Below are 23365 nucleotides of genomic sequence, written 5' to 3'. Positions count from 1 at the left end.
TTCTTTGACTGCCGAAGCGTTATCGACTGATGCTGTCTGAGGGAAGCGCGCGGGATTATTAGCCTTTGCGCTCGCTGAATATCTGTTCGGTGATGTCGTGGATGGTGGTGTGTTCGAGTTGTTCGAGGCAAGTGCGGTTGAGACCGGCATAGATGTCATCCATCACTGCGCCCATTGAAGATGACACCAAGCAATCCTCGTGTACGTCGCCCGGTGTCCAGTTCACTTCCACAAAAGTGGTGCCGGTGGCTTCCGCTACCGCGCGCAAAGTGATTTCGGCGGCGGGCCGGGCCAGAGCGTACCCGCCTTCAGCACCCTCTTTAGTGGCGATGAGTCCGGCTGAGGCGAGCAGTCGCATTACTTTGCGCACGCGCGCCGCATTGGTACATATGTTCTCGGCCAGGATCTGACTGGGCAGGTGTGTGGCGCGATGGTCAAGGTAGACCAATGCGTGCACTGCCAGTGAATAGTCGCCGTTCATGAAACGACCTCCTTATCGAGTTGATACTGTAACTATGGTATGTACAGTTAAGGTACTGTAACCATATCAGATACAGTTAGTTTGTCAAATCGGGGGTTGGAGAGGTGGATAACTATGTGTATAAGTGAGGTTGTCCACATAGTTATCCACAACAAATGTGCGTAAGTGAAGCTAGGACCACATACCTCGGATCGGCTTCCGTTTCCGCACCCACTACCCATATGGTGGTGTCATGAACAGCATGACCGACGGCATCACCAACTATGGAGCTCTGCCAGGCTCTATGTATGATCCGCCTCCGGAGGAATCGGAGGCAGATTTTGCTCCGCCCGAATTCGCGGGGTCGTTTTCTGCTGATTCGAAATACCCGACTTCTCGCGACTCGTCATCGCCGAACAGTGGTGCACATGATTCTGCAGCGGCACCGACCATGAGCGAAAGCCTCGCCCAGCGCAAACGCGACATGGTCGCACGCTGCACCGAGGAAGCAAAACGGGCTGGCAAGAAGCTACTTTTCGGCATGACCACTTCCCTCGCTCTGCAATCCGTACCGATTCCCGCCGATTGCGACCTCGACTCGGCCAAGCTGCACGCTGTATCCAGCGTTAAGAGCAAGCGGTTTCGTACACGCCATGCACCACTGCAAACGCATATTTGGAAACATGCGGCTAAAGCCGCCAATGTGGAAATGAACCAACACGTGTTTGCGCTGGACCTGTTTCACGTATGGGCCCAACTTGCCCCGTATGTTTCTTTTGAGTCCCTGATTGTGCTCGGGGATGCCGTTATCACTGCTACGAGCAAACAGCCAGTATTGGCTAAGGATCGTGATGCTGCTGCGATCTATCAGGATTTGGTGGAGTTCGTGGAGCAGTTTACCCGATTTAGAGGGCGCCCGTCCTGCGTTCGAGCATTGCCCCTGATATCACCTGGTGCTGATTCGCCCAAAGAATCAGAAGAACGACTCTCTCTGGTAGCGCATGGGATTCCACAGCCGGTTGCGAACTATGTGGTGCCGGACGCGGCTTTTGCATCTGGAGCTCCCATAACGTTGGACTTAGCGTGGCCGGAGTTCAAGGTCGCTGTTGAATATGATGGCGATCATCATCGTACGAGTAAGACTCAATGGCGCCGTGACCAAGAGAAAAGGGGTGTGCTGGTCGGGCGGAGATGGCTGGTCTTCGTCGCCACGGCGGCAAGTATCGCTAACGAGGACGCTCGTGCTGAATTCGCTTTCAACGTGGCGAGGGCGCTTGCTTCGCGCGGTGCCGTATTCGAGTTTCATGTAGTTGCCATGTCTCTTGAAGAGTTGGCGCAGAGCCTGCTGTGACCATAATGTCCGAAACGGACTGATGTAAAGGCAATATTTGTACGACCTGTTGTTGTGGTGTGTGCTTGATATTGCATGCCGTTCGATTGCGATGCCTCGTAGTGATGGATTTCGTGAATGACTAGTGTTCGATTGTGGAGGGAAATGTGTCATAGTGGTCGATTGGGGGGTGTTGTCGGTGCATTGGGCGTGGATTTGCGTCAATGGGTGTGGGACGCTACGCGTGTTTTGCCGATTTTTACGTGGCGTCCCACGGCCCCTCGGGTAATGGCTGTGACGGGTGTGGCAGGAATGGCGTCTTTCCGGGGTTTCCAGTTTGAGTGTGTGGGATGGGGGAAATGTAAAACGATTGACTTAGCTGTTGTCCCACGCTTTTGTGGGATGGCAACTCTGGAATGGGCAAATTCGTCGTGGCGTCCCACAACGATGTTAAAACTCGACCATGATGCAAGCCGACCGAACGCTTCGGTGGTCATCTGGCCGCTGTGACCCCACAATGATGATGTGAAACTCGGTCATAATGTAGGTAGTCGAACGTTTCGCGGTCATCTGGCCGTCCTGCCCTGCAGTGATGTTGAGAAAATGCGGTCATGGTGCATGAGGAGAACCGTTGACCTGTGTGTTTCAGTGGTCGCGAACTGCATATGCGCTAAAAAATAAGGCTCTGCAGTGGATTGTATGAATCCAATGCAGAGCCTTATTAGTTGCGGTGAACGCGACTAACGCAGCGATTTCACTCGCTCAGGGCCTTGTCGACCACGACGGTGGCCTCGTCGAGCACCTTGTCCAGAGCCTCGGGGGAGACGAAGGACTCGGCGTACACCTTGTAGATGTTCTCGGTGCCGGAGGGGCGGGCGGCGAACCAGTTGTCCTTGGTGGTGACCTTCAGGCCGCCGATCTTGGCGTGGTTGCCCGGTGCCTCGGTCAGCTTGGCGGTGATGTCTTCGCCAGCCAGCTGCGTGGCGGCCACATCATCACCGGTCAGCTTGGCGAACTTGACCTTCTGCTCCAGCGTGGTCGGGGTGTCGACGCGCTTGTACCAAGACTCGCCGAAGCGCTCGACCTGCTCCTGGTGAAGCTGGGCCGGGTTCTTGCCGGTCTTGGCGGTGATCTCGGCGGCCAGCAGGTCGGGGATCAGACCATCCTTATCGGTGGTCCACACGCGGCCGTCCTTGCGCAGGAAGCTCATGCCGGAGCTCTCCTCGCCGCCGAAGGCGACTTCGCCGCTGAACAGCGGGTCCACGAACCACTTGAAGCCCACCGGCACTTCGATGACCTTCGCGTTGATCGATGCGGCCACGCGGTCGATCAGGGAAGAGGAGACCAGCGTCTTGCCTACGGCTGCGCCCTCAGGCCAGCCCGGACGGTTGCCGCCGAACAGGTACTCCACGCACACGGCGATGTAGTGGTTCGGGTTCATCACGCCCCAGTTCGGGCAGACGATGCCGTGACGGTCGGCGTCCGGGTCGGTGCCGCCGACCAGATCGTACTTGTCCCAAGCGCCGGCGTTGAGCTCGTCGACCAGGCCCTTCATGGCGTACGGGGAAGACGGATCCATGCGGATCTTGCCGTCGTGGTCGATGGTCATGAAGCGCCAGGTCGGGTCGACCTCAGGACGCACCACGCCGATGTTCAGGCCGTACTTCTCGTTGATGAGCGGCCAGTAGTTCACGGAAGCGCCGCCGAGCGGATCGATGCCCAGACGCACGCCGGAGTTGCGGATCACGTCGAAGTCGATGACGTTCTCCAGGTCGTCCACGTAGTGCTCGCGGAAGTCGAAGCCCTCGACGTACTCGGACTTGATGGCCTCCTCGTAGGGCACACGTTTGATGGACTTGAAGTCGCCGAGCAGCTCGTTGGCGCGAGCGGCGATGGCGTTGGTGGTCTCGGCCGGGGCTGGGCCGCCGGTGACGGGGTCATACTTGAAGCCACCGTCGGTGGGCGGGTTGTGGGACGGCGTGACGACGATGCCGTCGGCGAGGCCCTCGCCCTCGAAGCGCTGGGTGCCGTCGGCCGCACGGTTGTGGATCAGGATGGCCTGGGAGACCACCGGGGTGGGCACGAAGTCGTCACGGGAGTCGACGCGCACGTGCACGCCGTTGGCGACGAGCACCTCGATGGCGGTCTTCTTGGCCGGGCCGGACAGCGCGTGGGTGTCGGAGCCGAGGTACAGCGGGCCGGTGACGCCGGCCTTCTTGCGGTATTCGGCGATGGCCTGGGAGATGGCGATGATGTGGGCCTCGTTGAACGAGGTCTTCAGGGACGATCCGCGGTGACCGGAGGTGCCGAAGATGACACGCTGCTCGGGGACTTCGGGATCGGGGACGAGGTCATAGTACTTGCCGATAACCTCATCGACATTAATCAGATCTGCTGGGGTGGCGGGCTGACCCGCATTGTTTGCTACCATGCTCCCTATTCTGCCACGTTTTTCGCCACTTTGGGTACTCTTATGTTAAGAGTTGTCAACTTTTGTGCGAATCGTGTGCCGGTTGTCTAGCGCTTGGTCATTTCCTTCTCGATTTCCTCCAGCGACTTGCCCTTGGTCTCGGGCACCAAGCGCAGCACGAACGGGATGGACAGGGCCGAGAACACGCCGAAAATCGCGAACGGGCCGCCCACATTGTTGCCGAACGCATCGAGCAGCACGAGGAAGAACTGGGAGACGATGAAGTTGCCCAGCCAGTTCGCCGCCGAGCCGAAGGAGGAGCCGATGCCGCGCACGCTCAGCGGGAAGATCTCGCCGATGAGCACCCAGGCAATCGGGCCCCACGAGACCGCAAAGCCGAGGATATAGAAAGCGATGAGAATCATCGTCGGCACGGCCAGCACGGCCACGTCGCCCACGAAGTTCATCACGGCGAGCACTGCGAGCGAAACGGTCATCACGATGGAACCGAAGATCAGCATGCCCTTGCGTGGGAAACGATCCATGATAAGCGTGGCCACGATGGTGCTCACGAAGTTCACCACGCCGATGCCCACCGACACCCAGATTGCGTCGCCTTCAGGGAAGCCGAAGCCCTTGATGAACACCTGCGGCAGGAAGTAGATCACCGAGTTGATGCCCACGAGCTGCTGGAACAGCATGATGCCAACGGCGGCCACCAGCGCCGGACGAGCGATACGGAACAGTTCGCGCACGCCACCCTTGGTGTCCTGTGCGGCCACGGCCTTGATTTCGTCCAGCTCAATCTGCGCCTGGGTTTGATCCACGTCCTTGCGAATCAGCGTAAGCACTTTGAAGGCGTTGCGGGTGTCGCCCTTGTTCACCAGATAACGCGGGGATTCGGGCAGCAGCAGGCCGCCGAGCAGCAACAAGGCGGCCGGCACCAGCGCCGAACCGAGCATCCAGCGCCAGTCGCGGATGCCGAAGAGGTTGTAGTTCAGGAATCCGAGGTTGGAGGCGTAGGCCAGCAGAATGCCGAAGGTGACCATGAGCTGGAAGAGCGTGGACAGCGAGCCGCGACGCTCCTTCGGCGCCAGTTCGGCCAAGTACGCCGGGGTCAGGGCGGAAGCCGCGCCGACCGCGAGGCCCAGGATGATGCGGGCGCACACCATCATCGCGAATCCGGTGGAGGAGGCGCACAGGCCTGAGCCGAGCAGGAACAGCAGTGCGGAGACGATGAGCAGCTTCTTGCGGCCGAACCGGTCAGACAGCGCGCCGATCGACAACGCACCTGCGCACGAGCCGATCAGCACCGAGGAGGTGGTGAAGCCGGTCTGGGAGACGCTCAGGCCGAAGTCCGATTCGATAAGCGGGGAGGCACCGGAGATAATGCCGGTGTCGAAACCGAACAGCATGCCGCCGAGCGCGCCGAAGGTGAAGATGAATGCGCTGTTGAGCGGGAAGCGCGTGGAGAAGCCGCGTGATTCGGCGGCTTCGAGGTCCTCGATTGCGTTAGCTGCCGCGTTTGTGGCCGCGTCCGCCACCCCGGCCATGCTGGTTTCGATGGTTCCGGTGGTTTCGATTGCGTGGGCCGCCGCGCCGGTTGCGCTGGTTTCCTGCGCCGCGGATGCCGTCTGCTTCGATACGGGTGATGCCGTTGTCGTCGTCATTGCCTTGTCCTTTCGCCGTTGACGGGTCGCGCCTGCCGCGTGGCCCCTCTGCCGCATGCAAGGTCAGGCTTCGATTGCCTGAAGTCGCCCGAAAACAAAAAAAGACCTGGAACAACGTGGAATTCGCATATTACGATACGCAAATTCCACGTCACTCCAGGTCTTGCCTCATTTTGAGTAACAACCCTGCTACGCAACGTGTGTGAAAGATAGAATACGACTTTCTCGGTCGCGACACTCCGGATAGGCGGTGAAAAACGATGATTTTTGACAACGATTGCAGGATTCTGCATGGTGGAATGAAGTCGGAATGGGCGCTGCGGCAAATACGGAGAACGGGTGCGGCGGAACACCATAGCGGAACGCTATCGCGGAGCACCGTAGCGCATAGTTGCCGTTTCGCGATGCTTTGCCGGCATTGCCGTGCTTTTGGAGCACCCAGCGCCGATAATGGAACACAGTGGCATACGGCAGCAAGGAGGAACCGTGGCGAACGCATCGAACGCAACGCCTGCAGTGATTGCGGCGTGCATCGTTGATGCCGTCGGCGGCTCCGCGAACATTACCAACCTGACCCATTGCGCCACGCGACTGCACTTCGAACTGGACGACGCCGGCCGGGTCAGCCAGCACGGTCTCGAATCCATCCCCGGAGTCCTCGGCGCATTCCCGCGAACCGGCAATCGTTATCAGGTCATCATCGGCGGAGCGGTCGCCTCGGTGTACGAGCAGATCGTTCGGATGCAGGCAGCGCGATTGACTCCGGCAACGCAATTACCATCGGCGGCGTCGCGGCCAACGCAGTCCGCGCAATCCACTCAGTCCGCGCAATCCACTCAGTCCGCGCAACTTACGCAGCCAACGCAACCTACGCAGCCCGCGCCGAACCTTTCCGACAACGTCGCACCATTGCGCGATACCGCCACCGACACTGAGCAGAGTCACGGCCCAACCAATACATCCCGTCACTTCATGCCTCGTACCATCCGCGAGTGGGGCGGTACCGCCCGTGCCCGGGCTGCCGCGTTTTTCGACTACCTGTCCGACTCGTTCCGCCCGATTCTGGGCATGCTACTCGGTGCCTCGCTGGTCATCGCCATCGTCAACGTGTTCGTTGCACTCGGCATTGTGCCTGATGGCGAGACGTCCACCGGTTGGATACTACTCAAGGCGATTTGGGAGGGTGTGTTCACCGTTCTGCCGATTATGATCGCTTACAATGCGGCCAAGAAACTGGACGTCGACCCTTGGCTCGGCGGTGCGATTATGGCCGCGCTTATGACCCCGCAGTTTACTGGCGTGATGTCCGGAATGTCCGGGACGTCCGTATCCAGCGCTCTCTCCGGGGCGATTCAATGCTCGGCCACCGCCACATTCGGCACCGAAACCTGCACCGTGTCGGCCTTCGGCATACCGATTCAACTCAACGACTACAGCGGCAACGTCTTCGTACCGTTGCTCATGGCCGCCGTGCTCGCCGTGGTCTACCACGGGCTGAAGCGCGTCATTCCCGACAGCGTGCAGCTGGTGTTCGTGCCGTTCCTCTCACTGGTCGTCGTCTTCGCGCTCACCATACTGGTCATCGGGCCTCTGGGAATATGGCTCGGCAGCGGGCTGGGCACGGCCACGGCATGGCTTAACGCGCACGTGCCGTTCCTGTTCGCGCTCGTCATCCCGATACTCTACCCGTTCCTCGTGCCGCTCGGCCTGCACTGGCCGCTGAACGCCCTGATGCTGATGAACATTCAGACGCTCGGCTACGACTTCGTCCAAGGTCCGATGGGTGTATGGAACTTTGCCTGCTTCGGTGCCACCGCCGGCGTACTCGTGCTGGCCGTACGCGGCAAGGATTCGGCTATGCGGCAGACCGCGGTGGGGGCGTTGCTCGCGGGATTGCTGGGTGGTGTTTCGGAACTGAGCCTGTACGGCATCCATCTGCATCACCGTCGCGTCTACCGCTGGCTGCTCGCCGGCTGCGCGGCCGGCGGCGTGACCAGCGCGGTGCTCGGCTGGCTGTTCCCGTCCGTGCTGCCATCCGGCCAGATGGTCCGGGGCGTCACGACTACGGCATTCGCCTTCTCCTCGTTGCTGACGATTCCGGTGTTCGATCGGATGTGGGTGTACGCGCTGTCCATCGCCGTTGCGTTTGTAATGGCGATGGTGTTGACAGTGCTGTTCGGGTACCGCACGCCGTCGCGCGCCACCAAGACGCAGATGGTCTCGGCAGACGAGAACGCACGCCCGCAGGATATGGCGAGGGGGATTGACACGACCGTGTCGGATGTGGAGTCTGCGGAAGATTCTCCATCGCGGGCTGCCCCTGATCGGGCTCTTGACTCCAACGCCATCTTGTCGCCGGTCGCCGGCCGGCTGGTGAATCTGGAAGCGACTGGCGATCCGGTGTTCGCCTCCCGCGCGCTGGGGGAGGGTGTAGGCGTCGTGTCGGAGACGACCGGTGAGACAGCCGTGCTCGCACCGGTCAGTGGCACGCTGAAAACCGTGGCCCGAACCGGCCATGCCTTCGGCATTAAAACCGATGGCGGCATCGAAGTGCTGGTTCATATCGGCATTGACACCGCCGATATGGATGGCGAAGGATTCGCCGTGGTCGTGGCTAAAGGCGAGCGGATCGCGGCGGGAGAGCCACTGGCCACCGTGGATTTCAGCAAAGTTGCGGCGGCCGGGCACAGCGTTGTGGTGGTGGTGACGGTGGTCAACGCCGCTGAACTGACCGTGGTCACGCCGTTGATCGGCGACGGTAGCGGCGACAACAACGGCGGCAACGGCGGTGACTGCAAAACCGTATCAGCCGGTAGCCCGATCATCGATGTGGAACAATGACGTTGCGAAAGGATGCCATGGAAATACTGCGAGTGTTCAACAACAACGTCGTGCTCGCCAAAGACGGCGACGGCGGTGAAGTTATTCTCACCGGCCGTGGACTGGGGTTCCAGGCCAAGCCGGGGCATGCGGTCGACGAGTCGAAAGTCGTGCGCACCTTCGTACCGGCGGACGGACGTGACCCGGACCATCTGGCGCAGATGCTGGCGGACATTCCGCCCGAAATCATCCGCGTGGTCGTCGAATCCATGCAGGAAGCCGGACTGGGGGAGCGCGAGACCGGCAGCACCACGCTGGTCATGGCCCTATCGGACCACGTGGCGAATGCGGTGGAGCGGGTGCGGCGCGGCATCGACATTACCTACCCATTACTCGGCGAGGTGAGCAACCTGTACCCGCAGGAATACGCGCAGGGGCGTGCGATGCTCGCATCGCTCAATGCGCGGCTCGACGTCACGCTGCCGGACGGCGAGGCCACCGCGCTTGCCATGCATCTGGTCAACGCCGGCTTCGCCACTGGCGACCTGTCCTATACGTATACGATGACGGGCGTGATCCAGCAACTGCTTGACATTATCGACCACAGCTACGGCATCACGTTGGACCGCAGTTCCGTGAATGTGGGCAGGTTCATCACCCATCTGCGTTACCTGTTCGTACGCATCCACCAGCACCAGCAACTGACGGATGAGCCGGCACCGGTGATGAAGGTGATTCGTGAGTCCTACCCCGCTGCGCTGCGATGCGCGCGAACCATCGCCTCTCTGCTCGAACTGCGCCTCGACACGGATATCAGCGACGACGAAACCGCCTATCTGGCAATGCACGTCGCCCGAGTCACCGGCCACGCATCGTAGCGGATCAGCGAATCGGCTCGAGCGTGCCGGTCATTTCGGCGAAATCCGAGGTGGCGTTTGAGGCAGCGGCCTGCGCAGTCTTTTCCAGCGCGGAGGCGTCGGGTACGCGCACGATCAGCGCGCGATGATCCACTGAGAAACGAATATGTTTGGTTTCCGGTAGCATGTCGCCGTCCACCTGCGCTTTGGCCGGCTTTTCCAATGTGATTTCGGCACTGACGCCCTGAACCTGTTCGATGGTCGAGTTCGTGGACAGCGGATTCTGTTCGGGCTTGCCGATAATCGTCTGATGCACCACGTCGCCGAACAGATTGGCCCAGCCAAGGATGCCGCCGGTGGTGTCGATGATTTCGAAGTCCAGCAGACCATCGTCATAGGATGCCGCCGGCATCAGCGAGAACATGGGAATCTGGCCGCAGTTGCCGGCCATTACCGTACGGAAATCGAGACGCTTGATGGTGTGAGTCGAGCCGTCGGCGCTGGTGACGGTCAGATCGCCGCGGAACTTCGGCGCGAACAGGTTCTTCACGCCGCCCACGAAGTAGGCGAGCCAGCTGATATTCGCTTTAAGCTCCGGATCGGTGTCGTCGATCATGGCCGCATCGAATCCGATGCCGGCGATGATCAGGAAGGCATGGCCGTGATCGTCTTCCGGATGATCGAGCAAAGTAAGACGACCCATATCCACCAAGCGGGAGCCGTGGGAGGTGGCCACGGTCAGTGCGGCGTCGATATCGTCCACGGGGATGCCCATATTGCGGGCAAACAGGTTGCCGGTGCCGATGGGGATAATGCCCAGCGCATGGCCGGTGCCGGAGACGGCGCTCGCCACCGTGCGCACTGTGCCGTCGCCGCCGACCGCAATCACCACGTCGGCGCCGTCCTCCAGTGCCTCCAGCGCGCAAACCCTGCCGTCCTTATCAAGCTGAGTGTCGTAGAAACGGATGCGGTTCAAGCCTTTGGCGCGGCAAAACTCCTGGATATGAAGCTTGTGCGAAGTGGCCTGCGGCTTGGACGGGTTTACGACGAACGCATACTGCACTTCGTCATCACGGCGCTTCTCCAGCGTCTGAGCCAGTCTGCGGCGGCGTTGCGCGCGCAAGGCAATGACAATGACGGCAATGAGTACCGCGACAATAACAATCGCGGCAACGACGAGAAACACGGTGAGCGCAGGTTGGGGCATGATTCCTATTGTTAGCGTGAATCGCGGGAACTTCGACATTTTCGACCCATACATGAACAGTTCCTGCACGCAAAAGCCCCGTTACATGCGATTATGATTCAATTGCGTCTCATCTGCCGAAATTCGTCAGTCGGCTCGTCCATCGACTTTTCCGGGGCTTCCTCAGGACTCCCCCCCCACATTCGGCCATTGTCAGTGTCTGCTTACGCGGCTAGTCTGGTGCCCATGCTTGATATTCAATTCATCCGTGAACACACCGATATCGTCAAGGAATCCCAGCGCAAGCGCGGCGAGTCCGTGGAACTCGTCGACGAAGTGCTCTCCTCCGACACCGCACGTCGTGAGGCGCTGAAGGCCTTCGAAGAGGCTCGCGCCCAGCAGAAGGAAATCGGCAAGAAAGTCGCCTCCGCCCCGGCGGACGAGAAGGCCAAGCTCATCGCCGAAACCAAGGAACTGTCCCAGAAGGTCTCCGAATACAAGTCCAAGGCCGATTCCGCAGCCGAGGAATACACCACCGCCATGTGGAAGCTCTCCAACATCGTGGAGCCCGAAGCTCCCGAAGGCGGCGAGGATGACTACGTGGTCGTCAAGAAGGTTGGCCAGATTCACGACTTCGCGGCCGAAGGCTTCGAGCCCAAGGACCACCTGACCCTCGGCACCGGCGTGGCCGGCATCGACATGCGCCGCGGCGTCAAGGTCGGCGGCTCCCGCTTCTACTTCCTGCGTGGCCAGGTGGCCCGTATGCAGATTGCCATGCTCACCATGGCCGTGGACCAGGCCGAAGAGCACGGCTTCACGCTGGCCATCACCCCGACGCTCGTGCGCCCCGAGGTCATGCGCGGCACCGGCTTCCTGAACTCCCACGCCGACGAGATCTACCGTCTGCGCGAGCCCGATGACCAGTACCTGGTCGGCACTTCCGAAGTGGCGCTCGCCGGCATGCACGAGAACGAGATCCTCGACCTCGGCAGCGGCCCGCTGCGCTACTGCGGTTGGTCCTCCTGCTACCGCCGCGAGGCCGGTGCCGCAGGCAAGGATACTTCCGGCATCATCCGCGTCCACCAGTTCGACAAGGTGGAGATGTTCGTTTACGCCAAGCAGGAGGACTCCTACAAGGAGCACGAGCACCTGCTGGCCATGGAGCAGGAGATGCTCGCCAAAGTCGAGGTGCCCTACCGCATCATCGATACCGCCGCCGGCGACCTCGGTTCCTCCGCCGCCCGTAAGTTCGACTGCGAGGCTTGGGTGCCGACCCAGGGCCGCTACCGCGAGCTCACCTCCACCTCGAACTGCACCGAGTACCAGGCTCGCCGCCTGAACATCCGCGAGCGTATGGAAGACGGCGGCACCCGCCCGGTCTCCACCCTGAACGGCACGCTGGCCACCACCCGTTGGCTGGTCGCCATCATGGAGAACCACCAGCAGAAGGACGGCTCCATCGAGATCCCGAAGGCCATGCGCGCCTACATGGGCGGCAAGGAAGTTATCGAGCCCACCAAGTGGGAGGCCTGATTTCCGGTCGGCCTGCCGTGACCGCCATAAGCGGTATTCGAGGGGTGCCGATAACATGGTTCCCGTGCTTCGAGCACCCCTATGGGTAGATGTCCGAGCGGTCTAAGGAGACGGTCTTGAAAACCGTTGAGGCCTAGCCTCCGCGAGTTCGAATCTCGCTCTACCCGCATCAGGGCCACCGTGTTCCACGGTGGCCCTTTTTCTATCCTTCTGATAGAGCTGGCCCCCCTGCGCGACTGCCGTCGTGTCCTCGATTCTCAACGGCGAGGCTCACCATCGGGGCGAGAAAAAGAAGTTTTTTTGCTGTCATATATCGAGCTTCCTCCGCGTCCCCTCCCTGCCAGCCCCGCCCCACCACACACCTCAAACGGACTCCACGACTATGAGGAAATCAACCATTAATATTGGGGCGGTTGTTTTTAACGATGCCGTAACAGCACGATCGTGAGCCGTATACCCGGATCCTCCACAATACACAGTATCCAATGCGAACGCAGCGCGAACGGCGCCGCGCGATGCAGGCAATACGAATGGCATGGGAGGTACGATGTCGCAGCTTGCAAGTTTGCTTGACGATCCCACCACTGTGGTGAGTCTGGACACGTTCAGCGGTCTGAAGAAAGGCGATCCTGCACCGTTCTGGCTGTTCCAGGGCGTGTGCGGCGCATGGGGCATCAACTACGAGCGCGCCGAACTGAACCTCATCACCGTGTCCGAAAACGCGACCTTCGTGCTGCTGCTCGACGGCAAGCCCGAAGGCGTGGTGCGTGTCTCCCAGCCCGGATACGTCGGCGGCCCGGAGGCGGTCGCCTCGGAGATCAGCTGGCTCAACGCCCTGCACGACATCGACGGCATCAGTCTGATCAACCCGGTACCCACCGTGCGCGGCACCTTCGTCACCAAGATCCACGACCGCAATGAGGTCGGCTGGACGGTGATCTCCACGAAATTCGTCGACGGCACCGTGCTGGAGGATCTCGACAACCCGGCCCCCTACTATGTGACGATCGGCGAATGGGCCGCGAAATTCCATCAGCAGTCGCGCACGTGGAAACCGCCGTACGGGTTCACGCGCTTCAATTGGGACCTGTCGAACATGGTCGGTCCTTCGCCGCGCTGGGGACGCTGGGAGACCGCGCCGCTGAGCGACAGCGACAAGGAACTGTGCAACAAGGCGCTGTGGAAGGCGATGGACGTGGTGATGAAGGTGCCGCGCACCCAGCAGACCTGGGGACTGATCCACGCCGACCTGCGCCCGTCCAACGTGATCAAGGGACCCGACGGCAAGCTCACCATCATCGACTTCGACGACGCCGGATACAGCTGGTACCTCTACGATTACGCGTCCTCGCTGAGCTTCATCGAACATGAGCCGTACGCTCCGGATCTGGCCAAGGCGTGGGTCGAAGGCTACCAGAACGTGGCCGGCGAATTCACCGGCGACGAGCTGAAGATGATGAGCGCGTTGTCGATGATCCGCCGCCTGCAGATGCTCGGCTGGACCACCAACCACCGCGCCGACGCGCTGCCAGACGGCATGGCGGCCGAGGAGGCTCCCGGTTCCGTGATGTGCGCCGCGCGCTATCTCGCCGACCCGCTGTGGCTGCTGCACTGATCCGTCGGCGGCATGACGCGGCGCACGCGGCGGTCGCCCGGTACCTTGCGAATTGTCATAACTGAACATCGTCAACATCACTATCCCAAATCCCAATAATCACACCCCAATCCCAAACGCAACATCCGCAAAACACCGTAGAGAGGAAGGCGGTCATCATGTCTGCGACAACAACAACGGCAACAGGCCGAGGCCTGAGCAGCGTAACCTACGTCAAAACCGGCGAGGACTACTTCAAGAAGCGCCAGCTCAAACGCACCGCGGGCGCATTCGGCCTGTGGGCCATCGGTATCTCGGCCGTCATCTCCGGCGACTTCTCCGGCTGGAACGGCGGCATCGCCCAAGCCGGCTGGGGCGGCATGCTCGTCGCCGCGATCGTCGTGTACGTGATGTACGTGCTGATGCTCAACTCCATCTCCGAAATGGCCTCCGCCATGCCGCACACCGGCGGCGCCTACTCCTTCGCCCGTGCGGCCATGGGCCCGTGGGGCGGCTTCTTCACCGGACTGGCCGAAACCATTGAATACGTGATGACCGCCGCGACCATCGTCTACTTCTCGTCCGCTTACGCCGACGCGATCCTGACGGACCTGACCGGATTCTCGCTTGACGATGCCGGACTGCAATGGGTGTGGTGGCTCGGCCTGTATGCGATCTTCGTGGTCGTCAACTGGCTGGGCGCCGAAACCTCGTTCCGCTTCGCCGAAGTCGTGTCGATCGCGGCGCTCGCCATCGTGGCGCTGTTCGGCATCGGTGCGGTCGTCACCGGCAAGGCCGATTTCTCGACGCTGCTCAACATCGCCCCGACCTCGGGCGGTTCCAGCTTCCTGCCGTTCGGCGCGGGCGCGATTTTCTTCGCCATGCCGTTCGCCATGTGGCTGTTCCTCGGCATCGAACAGCTGCCGCTGGCCGCCGAGGAAGTGCGCGAGCCCGAGAAGAACATCCCCAAGTCCTCCCGCCTGTGCATTTTCACGCTGGGCATCTCCGCGCTGATCATCGTGTTCCTCAACCCGACCGTGGTCGGTTCCGCGGCGCTGGCCGGCTCCGACGAGCCGCTGCTCGACGGCTACCGCGCCATCCTGCCCGGCAACCTCGCCGCCGTGCTTTCCGCATTCGCATTGATCGGCCTGCTCGCCTCCATCCAGGGCATCATGTTTGCCTACGGACGCAACCTCTACTCGCTGTCTCGCGCGGGCTACTACCCGGCGTTCCTGTCTCTGACCGGCAAGAAGAAGACGCCGTACTGGGGTCTGATCGTCGGTGCCGTGATCGGTTTCGCTGCACTGTTCGTGATCGCCTACGGCGGTAACGGCGCGGGTTCCGTGGTGCTGAACATCGCCGTGTGGGGCGCCGTGCTGGCCTACCTGCTGCAGATGGTCTCGTACGTGCTGCTCAAGAAGAACCTGCCCGACATCAAGCGTCCGTTCATCTCGCGCTTCGGCACTCCGGGCGCGGTGATCGCCGGCCGGCTCGCCTTCGCGATCTTCGTGGCCGTGCTGCTCAACCCCGACTACCGTCTGGCCGTGTACGTGATGGTCGCCATCTACGTGCTCGCCACGATCTTCTTCGCGCTCTACGGCCGCAAGCACCTCGTGCTCTCCCCCGACGGGCGCTCTCGTTAACGGCGACTGCCGCCGGCCGGTGTCAGTCGCCGGCGGCAGTCACTGCAGTCAGTCGCCGTAGTCAGTCGCGGCGGCTACGAATCAGAACGGTGGTTCCGATCACGATGAACGCCAATGCCACGATCAGCAAACCGGTGACGTCGCTGCCGGTGGCCGACAACGGTGTGGACTTGCCTGTTCCGGCGTCGGCCTTGTCCGAGCCATCACCCGAGCCGTCATCCGGATTCGGCGACGGATCAGGATTCGGTGACGGATCAGGGTCGCCGGTGCTGATGGTCACGGTGGCGGTGGAGCCTTCGAGCGACAGCGGCACCGTGGCCGAGCCGTCATCCGCACGCGCCACGTCGGCGGTCGCGTCGGAACCGGAACCTGAGCCGGCGACGGAGACCTTCCACTCGCTTTCCGGCAGGTTGGTCAGGTCGACGGTGGGCGTGTACGCGCCGTCGCCCTGAGTGTTCTCCAGCTCGAGCGTGACGCTCTTGCCGTCGGCCGCGACCGTGGCCTTCGTGTACTTGGCTCCGCTCAGTTCGAATCCGAGCTTGCCGAGGTTGTAGAACACGGCCTTCCGGCGCACGCCGTCCTTCGGCGTGATCACATAGGTGCCGCTGTCGGTCTTCAGATCGACGCCATACGCGTATTCGCCGAGGATCTTGTCGTTGACGACGTTCACGGAGGCGGTACGCAACGCGCCCCAGAAGCCGAGGTCGGCTTCGCCGCTCCACATCCACCAGCGGTTCTGCACCTTGATCATTCTGTATGCGCCTGCGGCGGTGGTGTTGCCGCCTTCGGACTGGTACTGCCATGCGGCCGCGCTCCATCGAGGGGCGGCCGCTGTCGTTGGAGATCTCGCATCTGCCGGCCGACCTGTTCCCGCAATTCCTGGCGCGCGACCTGACGCAGCCGTTCTACACGATGTTCGAACGAGATTACGGTCTGCGCCCGCACGATGTGGACGAGACGCTGGAATCGGTGACGGCCAGCGAGCACGAGGCCGAGCTGCTGCGGGTGCCGGTCGGCACACCGCTGATGCGCATCCGTCGCGTGGCCCGCAGCGACGACGGCACGCCGTTCGAGCGCACCACCGACGTGTACCTCGCCGATCGCATGCGATTCACCATGCATCATGTGGGGTATGTGCGGCTGTCGGCCACGGCCGGTGCCGGTGTCGGCTCGGGCGCGGGGACTCGCTAAGGTGGGTCGCATGAGTGAAATGACCGCACCGGCCGCTCCCATCACCGACGTCGTGTTCGACTTCTGCGACGTGCTGCTCGACTGGCAGCCGCGCCTGCCGCTGGAGGGCCAGTACCCGCCCGGCGTGATCGACATGTTCTTCGACCCGGCCGACGAATACGGGTTCGACCATTACGACGCGCTGTCGGATTCCGGCTGGAGTCAGGAGCGGATACTCGCCGATTACGAGGAGCACCACGGCCCGGCCGCGGCATGGGTGTTCCGCGTGTATTTCGAACGGTACGAGCTGGCGCTCGCCGGCATGATCGACGGCATGGAATCGCTGATGGCCGATCTGAGCCGAGCCGGCATACGCATGTGGGGACTGACGAACTTCACCACGGAATATGTGGACTCCGCCTGCGCGAAGTTCCCGGCGATGGATCTGCTGCGCGATGTGGTGGTCTCCTCCGAGGAGCGCATACGCAAACCGGACGAGGCCATCTACCGTCGCGCGATCGAACGGTTCGGCATCGATCCGGCCGCTTCAGTGTTCTTCGATGACAAGCCGCGCAACGCCGAAGCCGCCTGCGCGGTGGGCATGCACGGCATAGCCTTCACCGACGCGCCCCAAGCGCGCCGGTCCCTACGCCAGCTAGGCGTCGCAGTGGATGCGTAGTCGGTAGAGAAGAGGACCCCGCAATTACGGATGCTTTGTAAGGGGAGTTAATGAAATGAACAAACCCGCACAATCGAGCATCGAACCGGTTTAACGCTGCTCGCCTCAACGGGCGCGCGGTAATTGTTAGCTAAGTTGGCAATAAAAGAATGAGGGCATACATCAGCTATCAGTCATCACACTGAGGTAGTGATTTCACTACGGAAACCACGACCGCGAGGCCATCCGCCAAGCCGTGCACGACGAGCTCGGCAGCGTCTGCTACCGCATCCTCGGCAACACGGCCGTCTTCAAGCAGAAAGCCACCACGCAAACATTCCTCGAAAGCCTTGGTTTTGCCGCTAGGTGAAACAGGTCAAGTGAAGTAAGCTCAATGCTGAAGGAAAACCGAAGGCAAGTCCTTCCAAGGAGGAAATATGACTACTGTTCTGGTTACGGGCGGTGCTGGATTCATCGCCACCCACACCGACATCGAACTGCTCAACAAGGGCTACGACGTTATTTCCGTAGATAACTACGGCAACTCGTCTCCCGTGGCGCTTGAGCGCGTCGAGCAGATCACCGGTAAGCCGGTCAAGCGTTACGACGGTGACGCGCGCGATGAGGCGCTTATGGAACGCGTCTTTACCGAAAACAACATCGACTGGGTCATTCACTTCGCCGGTCTCAAGGCCGTGGGCGAGTCCGTGGCCAAGCCGATCGAATACTACGACAACAACCTGTACTCCACGCTTGTGCTGCTCAAGGTGATGAAGAAGCACAACGTCAAGAAGATCATCTTCTCCTCCTCCGCCACCGTGTACGGCACGCCGAAGGAACTGCCGATTACCGAGGAGACGCCGACCGGCGGCACCACCAACCCGTACGGCACCTCCAAGCTGTTCCAGGAGCAGATCCTGCGCGACGTACATGTGGCCGATCCGTCCTGGACCATCGTGCTGCTGCGCTACTTCAACCCGGTCGGCGCACACGAGTCCGGCCTGCTGGGCGAAGACCCGAAGGGTATTCCGGCGAACCTCACCCCGTACGTGGCCAAGGTCGCGGTCGGCGAGCTCAAGGAAGTCCAGGTCTACGGCGACGACTACGACACGCCCGACGGCACTGGTGTGCGTGACTACATCCACGTGGTCGACCTGGCCAAGGGTCACGTGGCCGTCATTGACCACATCGACAAGGAAGGCGTGTCCGTCTACAACCTGGGTACCGGCCACGGCTACTCCGTGCTTGAGGTTATCAAGGCTTACGAGCAGGCCGCCGGTCATCCGATTCCGTACGCGATCAAGCCGCGTCGCCCCGGTGACATCGCCGCCTGCTATGCCGACGCTTCCAAGGCGGAGAAGGAGCTTGGCTGGAAGGCCGAGCTGACCATCGACGACATGGCCGCCTCCTCCCTCAACTGGCAGACCAAGAACCCCAACGGTTTCCGCGACGCGGAGTGATATGAGCAGATGAGCTCCCTCTGATGAGGGAGCTCATTGTCGTTTCATCACACGATGCGCCTATCGGCGGCCCAACGGGTGAGCTCGGTGCGATTCGAAAGCTGAAGCTTTCGCAGCACCGAGCTCACGTGCGTTTCGACCGTCTTGATCGAAATGAACAGTTCGGCCGCCACCTCTTTATACGTGTAACCACGCGCGATCAGCCGCATGACCTCCTGCTCGCGGGCGGACAGCCGGTCCAGCTCCTCATCATGAGCCCGTGCCGCACCATCAGCGCCGCCATCAGACCCCGCCGCCGGCACACCCTGGAAGGCCGAAAGCACAAAACCGGCCAGTTTTGGCGAGAACACGGCATAGCCCTCATGCACCTGCTTGATGGATGAAATCAAATCAGTGCCGGTAATCGTCTTGGTCACATAGCCTTGGGCGCCGGCACGAATCACCGCCCCCACATCCTGCGGCGCATCCGAAACCGACAATGCCAGAAACACGGTAGTGGGGGAGTAAGGCCGCGATTTGGCGAGGATCTCGGCACCGCCGCCACCCTCGCCGCCGGGCACATGCACATCCAGCAACACCACCTGCGGCTTGGTCTGTGCGATCATCGCCACCGAACCGGGCACGTCCGCCGCTTGGCCGACGATATCGAAGAAATCACGCAACGTGGCGATTACGCCCGCACGGAACATCTCATGGTCATCGACCACGGCCACACGAATCTTGGCTGTCTCGTTTTCACTCATCGATGCTCTCCCTGCGCCGCTTTCAGCGCGATTGGCATATGCATTCTGACTTCGGTGCCCCATCCGGCTCTGGACACTATCTCCACTGTACCGCCGCGCCGTTTGATGCGGCCGATAATCGATTCACGGATGCCCAGCCGGTCGGGTGGAATGGCGTCCATATCGAAGCCTTCGCCATGGTCGCGCACGAACACTTCAACCATCGTGTCGCTGGCCTCGCAATACGAAGACACCGGCTCACCGCCATGCGTGACCGCATTGACCAACGCCTGACGGGTGGCGTCCAGCAGCGCATCGGTCTGGGCGCTCGGCCGCGCGTCGCCCACGGTGACCACCTCAATCGGCTTGCCGTGCTCGTCCTCCACCTCGGCGGCGATCTGCTTCAATCCGGCTCCCACCGAACGATCCGATGTGGAACGTTCCTGATACAGCCATTCGCGCAGCTCGCGCTCTTGGCTACGCGCCAGGGCGAATACGGTGGTCGGTTCTTCGGAGTGCAGCTGAATCAGCGCCAACGTTTGCAGCACGCCATCATGCAGATGGGCGGTCATGTCCGCGCGCTCCTCTTCGCGCTCCTTCAATGCCTGCTCGTGGGTGAGCCGTTGCAGCATCGCGTTCGCCCACGGCATCACCGCCACCACGATACCGACGATCATCACGAATCCGCTGGCAACAATGCGTCGAGGAGAGGTGCCCCACTCAGGAATGCTGACATTACGCACATACAATGCCCATCCCATGAAAATCAGTGCGATGCCGCCCAACATAGACAACAGCTGCGTGCCTCGCGGACTAAGATTCATCCATGCCAGTGCGATGCCGCCCAACCCTACCAGCAGCGGAAACACAATCTGGACATCCGCACCGGTGCTGGTGAGCAGCAGTCCGGTGGCCATCAACGCGAAACCGGCCAATGCCACGACGGCCGGTTTCGGAGCACGTTGGATGACCTCGGACAATGATTCCGATGCGGCAGCCGATTCGTCGTCATGAGCGGCAAGTGGCTGATTGCCTCGCGCAAGCGGCGCCTGATCAACGGGCACTGTGCGAGCCGCAGCCGCCACCGGGTCTCCGGCAGGCATGAACACCCACAGGAATACATAAGCGATGATGCCTGCGCCGTAGAGGACGGTCAGTGCGATGAACGCAATCCGAACCCATGCCACGCCGATGCCCAAGTGCAGGGCGATGCCCTTGCACACGCCGGTGAGCCAACGGCCCTGCCGGGGGCGCGTCAACGGCATGCGCGCGGGCAGCAATGGTTCGGGAGATGACGTCATACTCCTATTGTGCCGCGCTCAGGGCGTTGCGGCCGGGGTTTTACCCGGCGTTCAGGGAACAATCAGGGTGTTCCCCGAGCGTTGTGGCAGTGGTCGGGCGGTGTAATGGAATCATGAGCAATCCAAACGCGAATCCGTATCAGCCACAGCCGCAGCCTGGTCCGCAAAAAAACAAGACATCGCGACGCTTCTTCACTTGGGTGCGATCCAGTGGACTGGTTCGCGGCGACGACCGGTGGGTCGGCGGCGTATGCAGCGGCATCGCTTTACGGCTTGGCTGGAGCCCCACATTAGTACGTGCGTTGGTGATTGTATGTACATTGTTCTTCGGTTTTGGCGCAGCTCTGTACGCACTCGGCTGGTTTCTGATGCCGGATGTACGCGATGGGCACATCTTGGCCGAGGACCTCATTGCCGGCCAATGGGACTGGAATTGTCTGGGATGCTTCCTGTTCCTCGCCGTGGCAATCGTGATTCCAGGTGCGGGGTGGGTTTGTATTGCGCTCGCTGCCTTAGCACTATGGTTGTTGGCCAAAAGCGGCATTCGCCAGCAGGAAGGGTACGGATTCGGGGCATCTGCGCCGCGACCGGTTTCACAGCCTGTGTCATATCCAGCTCCACAGCCTGCCTCATATCCAGCCGCGCAACCAGTCCCTCAATCTCCTTTGTATTCAGCTCCGCAACCTGTTTCACAACCTGTTTCACGAACCGCGCCTAGTGTTTCACAGCCTGTTTCACAGCCTGTCTATCGGTCGATGCCCAGCGTGATGCCGGGCACAGTGCCCAGCGCGATGCCCGGCACAGTACCCAACGGGCCGTTTGCCCCCGACCGTATGAATGCGACGGCCTATGCCCCCACCGAGTCCAAGCGCCGCAAGCCGGCGGGCCCAATCGTGGTCTTGAGCATACTGGGCCTTACCTTCCTCTCCTTTGCCGGTCTGATGGGACTGATTTGGGTAAACGACATGGGTGTTATCGGCATTATGCGTCTGAGCACCATCTGGATTGCCGCAGTATGCATAGTGATGGGGCTGGTGGTCATCATTCTCGGATTCAGAGGACGGCGTACCGGTGGTCTGATTCCTCTCGGACTGGTTGCCGGTGGATGCGCGCTCTGCATGACCATCGTTTCAGGCACGTATGGCGTGTACTACCGTGGTCTTGGTGCCAGCGGCATCAATACTGTTGTTTCACTGAGCCAATCTGTCAGTGCGAGAAACAGCGACGGCATGAACGATGTACAAAAGGATGGCGTCTTCGTTGCCGATGCCAGCGATGCCACGTTCGAAACATTGCAGCAAGGTGTGGCGTTCAGCGGTGAAAACTACAACACCGATCAGGCAATCATTGATTGGTCCGATTGGGACAAGACACATGGACCGCACACGGTGAAGATGCTGGATGGCAAAACTTCCATCAGTAATTGCCCGGTCGGTACCATCACCATAGCCGCAACACAGGCGCAAGTGCATATCGTTCTGCCGGATTCCTGCACTTACGCCTTCGGCACCGCCGACTCCTACTCCACTTCGAGTGGCGTTGGCGGCAAATACGAGATGGTATACAACAACTACATGGGTCCAAGCGTTGTTTTCTTCGAAGCTGAAAGTGCCGCCAATGGGCCTGATTACGAATGGTTGTATAAGGAATCCGCCATGCCGGACAACGGCCCAGAATTAAAAATCAATATTCCCTATGTGGTGGAAGCACGCGTCAACGTGGTGTACGCCTCCGATTGGGAAGGCTCCACGTTCCAGCCGCTTGCCGATATATACAACGGCAACAGTACAAGCAAGAACACAACCGAACAATCGGAATGATCAAGCCGTTGCAACCAGGAGATGGAATCATGACTGATGAAACCAAGGAATTCGCCTCCATCGAGGATGCGACACCGACCACGGCCATACCTTCCGAAACCGACGCGACCACCGCGACCACAACCATGGTGACCGTCGATGACCGAACCGATACCACGGTGCTGCCATCCGCAGCGGATGATGACGAAACGGCTGTGCTGCCCGTCCCCGACGATCATGCGGATGCGTCGGTCTCGGATGTGGATACGCAGGCAACAGCTGCCTCTCCATCGCCCATCGAACCAACCACAGATCGGATTGCCCTGGAAACAGTTGCCGATGCCGTGGAGGGGGATGACGGGCCGATTCCATCTGCCGATGATGTGCCGATGTACGCAGCATCTTCAGCACGACCTCCCTATGAGCAGTCTCAGACCGCCGGCAAACCATGCCAGCCTGGGGGAAGCGCCAAGAACGTCCAGAATGCTAAGGATGTCAAGAGTGCCAAGAACATCCAGAAACAGAGCACCAGCGCGCCTACTGTGGTATTCGGACTATTAGGCGTGATTATCGGCGTGATCGCGCTGGTTTTCGGGTACATATCTCCGGATCGGATGATTTCGCTGTTCTCGCCGAATCCGCAATTGCTGACGGCTATTATTTGTGCCGTAGTGGGATTGATTCTGGTAATAGTGGCCGTTGTATGGGCCATAGTCGGTGTCGTCAAGAAGAGAAAATAGCGTTACAAACCA

At 60.8% G+C, this 23365-nt stretch carries 18 protein-coding genes and 1 tRNA gene; 12 read left to right on the top strand and 7 right to left on the bottom strand.

Annotation, left to right across the window (positions count from 1 at the left end; translation table 11 throughout):
• Positions 1–58: 58 nt before the first annotated feature.
• Positions 59–481, bottom strand: coding sequence for an Rrf2 family transcriptional regulator (locus ACEUKI_RS02770; RefSeq protein ID WP_144169762.1), 423 nt, complete (start codon positions 479–481; stop codon positions 59–61).
• 232 nt (positions 482–713) lie between these two features.
• On the opposite strand from ACEUKI_RS02770, the gene ACEUKI_RS02765 reads away from it, so the two are divergent.
• Positions 714–1811 carry a hypothetical protein gene (locus ACEUKI_RS02765; protein ID WP_144169763.1) on the top strand — a complete coding sequence of 366 codons (1098 nt, stop codon included), beginning with the start codon at positions 714–716 and terminating at the stop codon, positions 1809–1811.
• A 733-nt stretch (positions 1812–2544) separates the two neighbouring features.
• Here ACEUKI_RS02765 and pgm read toward each other — a convergent pair.
• Positions 2545–4221 (bottom strand): phosphoglucomutase (alpha-D-glucose-1,6-bisphosphate-dependent), encoded by a 1677-nt coding sequence (gene pgm / locus ACEUKI_RS02760; protein ID WP_144169764.1) that lies wholly within the window; start codon positions 4219–4221, stop codon positions 2545–2547.
• Positions 4222–4307: 86 nt separating this feature from the next.
• Entirely contained in the window at positions 4308–5870 is a 1563-nt protein-coding gene (locus tag ACEUKI_RS02755; RefSeq protein WP_080785885.1) for a sugar porter family MFS transporter, read from the bottom strand.
• A gap of 486 nt (positions 5871–6356) precedes the next feature.
• On the opposite strand from ACEUKI_RS02755, the gene ACEUKI_RS02750 reads away from it, so the two are divergent.
• On the top strand, positions 6357–8711 hold the full coding sequence (locus ACEUKI_RS02750) for a glucose PTS transporter subunit IIA (protein WP_374156469.1): 2355 nt from the start codon (positions 6357–6359) through the stop codon (positions 8709–8711).
• Positions 8712–8728: 17 nt separating this feature from the next.
• Positions 8729–9568, top strand: coding sequence for a PRD domain-containing protein (locus tag ACEUKI_RS02745; protein ID WP_080785887.1), 840 nt, complete (start codon positions 8729–8731; stop codon positions 9566–9568).
• 4 nt (positions 9569–9572) lie between these two features.
• Here ACEUKI_RS02745 and ACEUKI_RS02740 read toward each other — a convergent pair whose 3' ends face one another.
• Positions 9573–10754, bottom strand: coding sequence for a diacylglycerol kinase family protein (locus tag ACEUKI_RS02740; protein WP_080785888.1), 1182 nt, complete (start codon positions 10752–10754; stop codon positions 9573–9575).
• Between the two features lie 225 nt (positions 10755–10979).
• On the opposite strand from ACEUKI_RS02740, the gene serS reads away from it, so the two are divergent.
• From serS to ACEUKI_RS02720, 4 genes are all read left to right on the top strand, one after another.
• Complete coding sequence (gene serS, locus ACEUKI_RS02735) at positions 10980–12266, top strand: serine--tRNA ligase (RefSeq protein WP_144169767.1); 1287 nt, start codon at positions 10980–10982, stop codon at positions 12264–12266.
• A gap of 83 nt (positions 12267–12349) precedes the next feature.
• A tRNA-Ser gene (locus ACEUKI_RS02730) sits at positions 12350–12433 on the top strand.
• Between the two features lie 380 nt (positions 12434–12813).
• Positions 12814–13881: a phosphotransferase enzyme family protein gene (locus tag ACEUKI_RS02725; protein WP_115770789.1), complete on the top strand. Its 1068-nt coding sequence runs from the start codon at positions 12814–12816 to the stop codon at positions 13879–13881.
• A 158-nt stretch (positions 13882–14039) separates the two neighbouring features.
• Complete coding sequence (locus tag ACEUKI_RS02720) at positions 14040–15503, top strand: amino acid permease (protein ID WP_144169768.1); 1464 nt, start codon at positions 14040–14042, stop codon at positions 15501–15503.
• 61 nt (positions 15504–15564) lie between these two features.
• Here the strand turns inward: ACEUKI_RS02720 and ACEUKI_RS02715 are convergent, their stop codons facing one another.
• Positions 15565–16254: a DUF5695 domain-containing protein gene (locus ACEUKI_RS02715; RefSeq protein WP_144169769.1), complete on the bottom strand. Its 690-nt coding sequence runs from the start codon at positions 16252–16254 to the stop codon at positions 15565–15567.
• Between the two features lie 5 nt (positions 16255–16259).
• Here ACEUKI_RS02715 and ACEUKI_RS02710 point away from each other — a divergent pair, with 5 nt between their 5' ends.
• The 3 genes from ACEUKI_RS02710 (at position 16260) to galE (ending at position 18791) form a co-directional block, all read left to right on the top strand.
• Entirely contained in the window at positions 16260–16694 is a 435-nt protein-coding gene (locus tag ACEUKI_RS02710; RefSeq protein ID WP_144169770.1) for a UTRA domain-containing protein, read from the top strand.
• A 10-nt stretch (positions 16695–16704) separates the two neighbouring features.
• Positions 16705–17352: an HAD family phosphatase gene (locus ACEUKI_RS02705; protein ID WP_251847985.1), complete on the top strand. Its 648-nt coding sequence runs from the start codon at positions 16705–16707 to the stop codon at positions 17350–17352.
• A 416-nt stretch (positions 17353–17768) separates the two neighbouring features.
• Positions 17769–18791 (top strand): UDP-glucose 4-epimerase GalE, encoded by a 1023-nt coding sequence (galE, locus tag ACEUKI_RS02700; protein WP_080785894.1) that lies wholly within the window; start codon positions 17769–17771, stop codon positions 18789–18791.
• Between the two features lie 47 nt (positions 18792–18838).
• Here galE and ACEUKI_RS02695 read toward each other — a convergent pair whose 3' ends face one another.
• Together ACEUKI_RS02695 and ACEUKI_RS02690 are read right to left on the bottom strand one after the other, a co-directional pair.
• A complete protein-coding gene (locus ACEUKI_RS02695) occupies positions 18839–19534 on the bottom strand; it encodes a response regulator transcription factor (RefSeq protein ID WP_080785895.1) in 696 nt (231 codons plus the stop codon).
• On the bottom strand, positions 19531–20814 hold the full coding sequence (locus ACEUKI_RS02690) for an ATP-binding protein (RefSeq protein WP_080785896.1): 1284 nt from the start codon (positions 20812–20814) through the stop codon (positions 19531–19533). The genes ACEUKI_RS02695 and ACEUKI_RS02690 overlap by 4 nt, the downstream gene beginning before the upstream one ends.
• Before the next feature lie 113 nt (positions 20815–20927).
• On the opposite strand from ACEUKI_RS02690, the gene ACEUKI_RS02685 reads away from it, so the two are divergent.
• Together ACEUKI_RS02685 and ACEUKI_RS02680 are read left to right on the top strand one after the other, a co-directional pair.
• Complete coding sequence (locus ACEUKI_RS02685) at positions 20928–22634, top strand: PspC domain-containing protein (protein WP_179133602.1); 1707 nt, start codon at positions 20928–20930, stop codon at positions 22632–22634.
• A gap of 29 nt (positions 22635–22663) precedes the next feature.
• The gene (locus ACEUKI_RS02680) at positions 22664–23353 is read left to right on the top strand and encodes a hypothetical protein (RefSeq protein ID WP_080785898.1); all 690 of its coding nucleotides are present in this window, start codon (positions 22664–22666) and stop codon (positions 23351–23353) included.
• Positions 23354–23365 lie beyond the last annotated feature (12 nt).

Source organism: Bifidobacterium sp. 2450 (genome assembly GCF_041900695.1).
Taxonomy (GTDB): domain Bacteria; phylum Actinomycetota; class Actinomycetes; order Actinomycetales; family Bifidobacteriaceae; genus Bifidobacterium; species Bifidobacterium longum.
The sequence above is the reverse complement of the archived record's forward strand: the minus strand, read 5'-3'. Positions and strand labels throughout refer to the sequence as shown.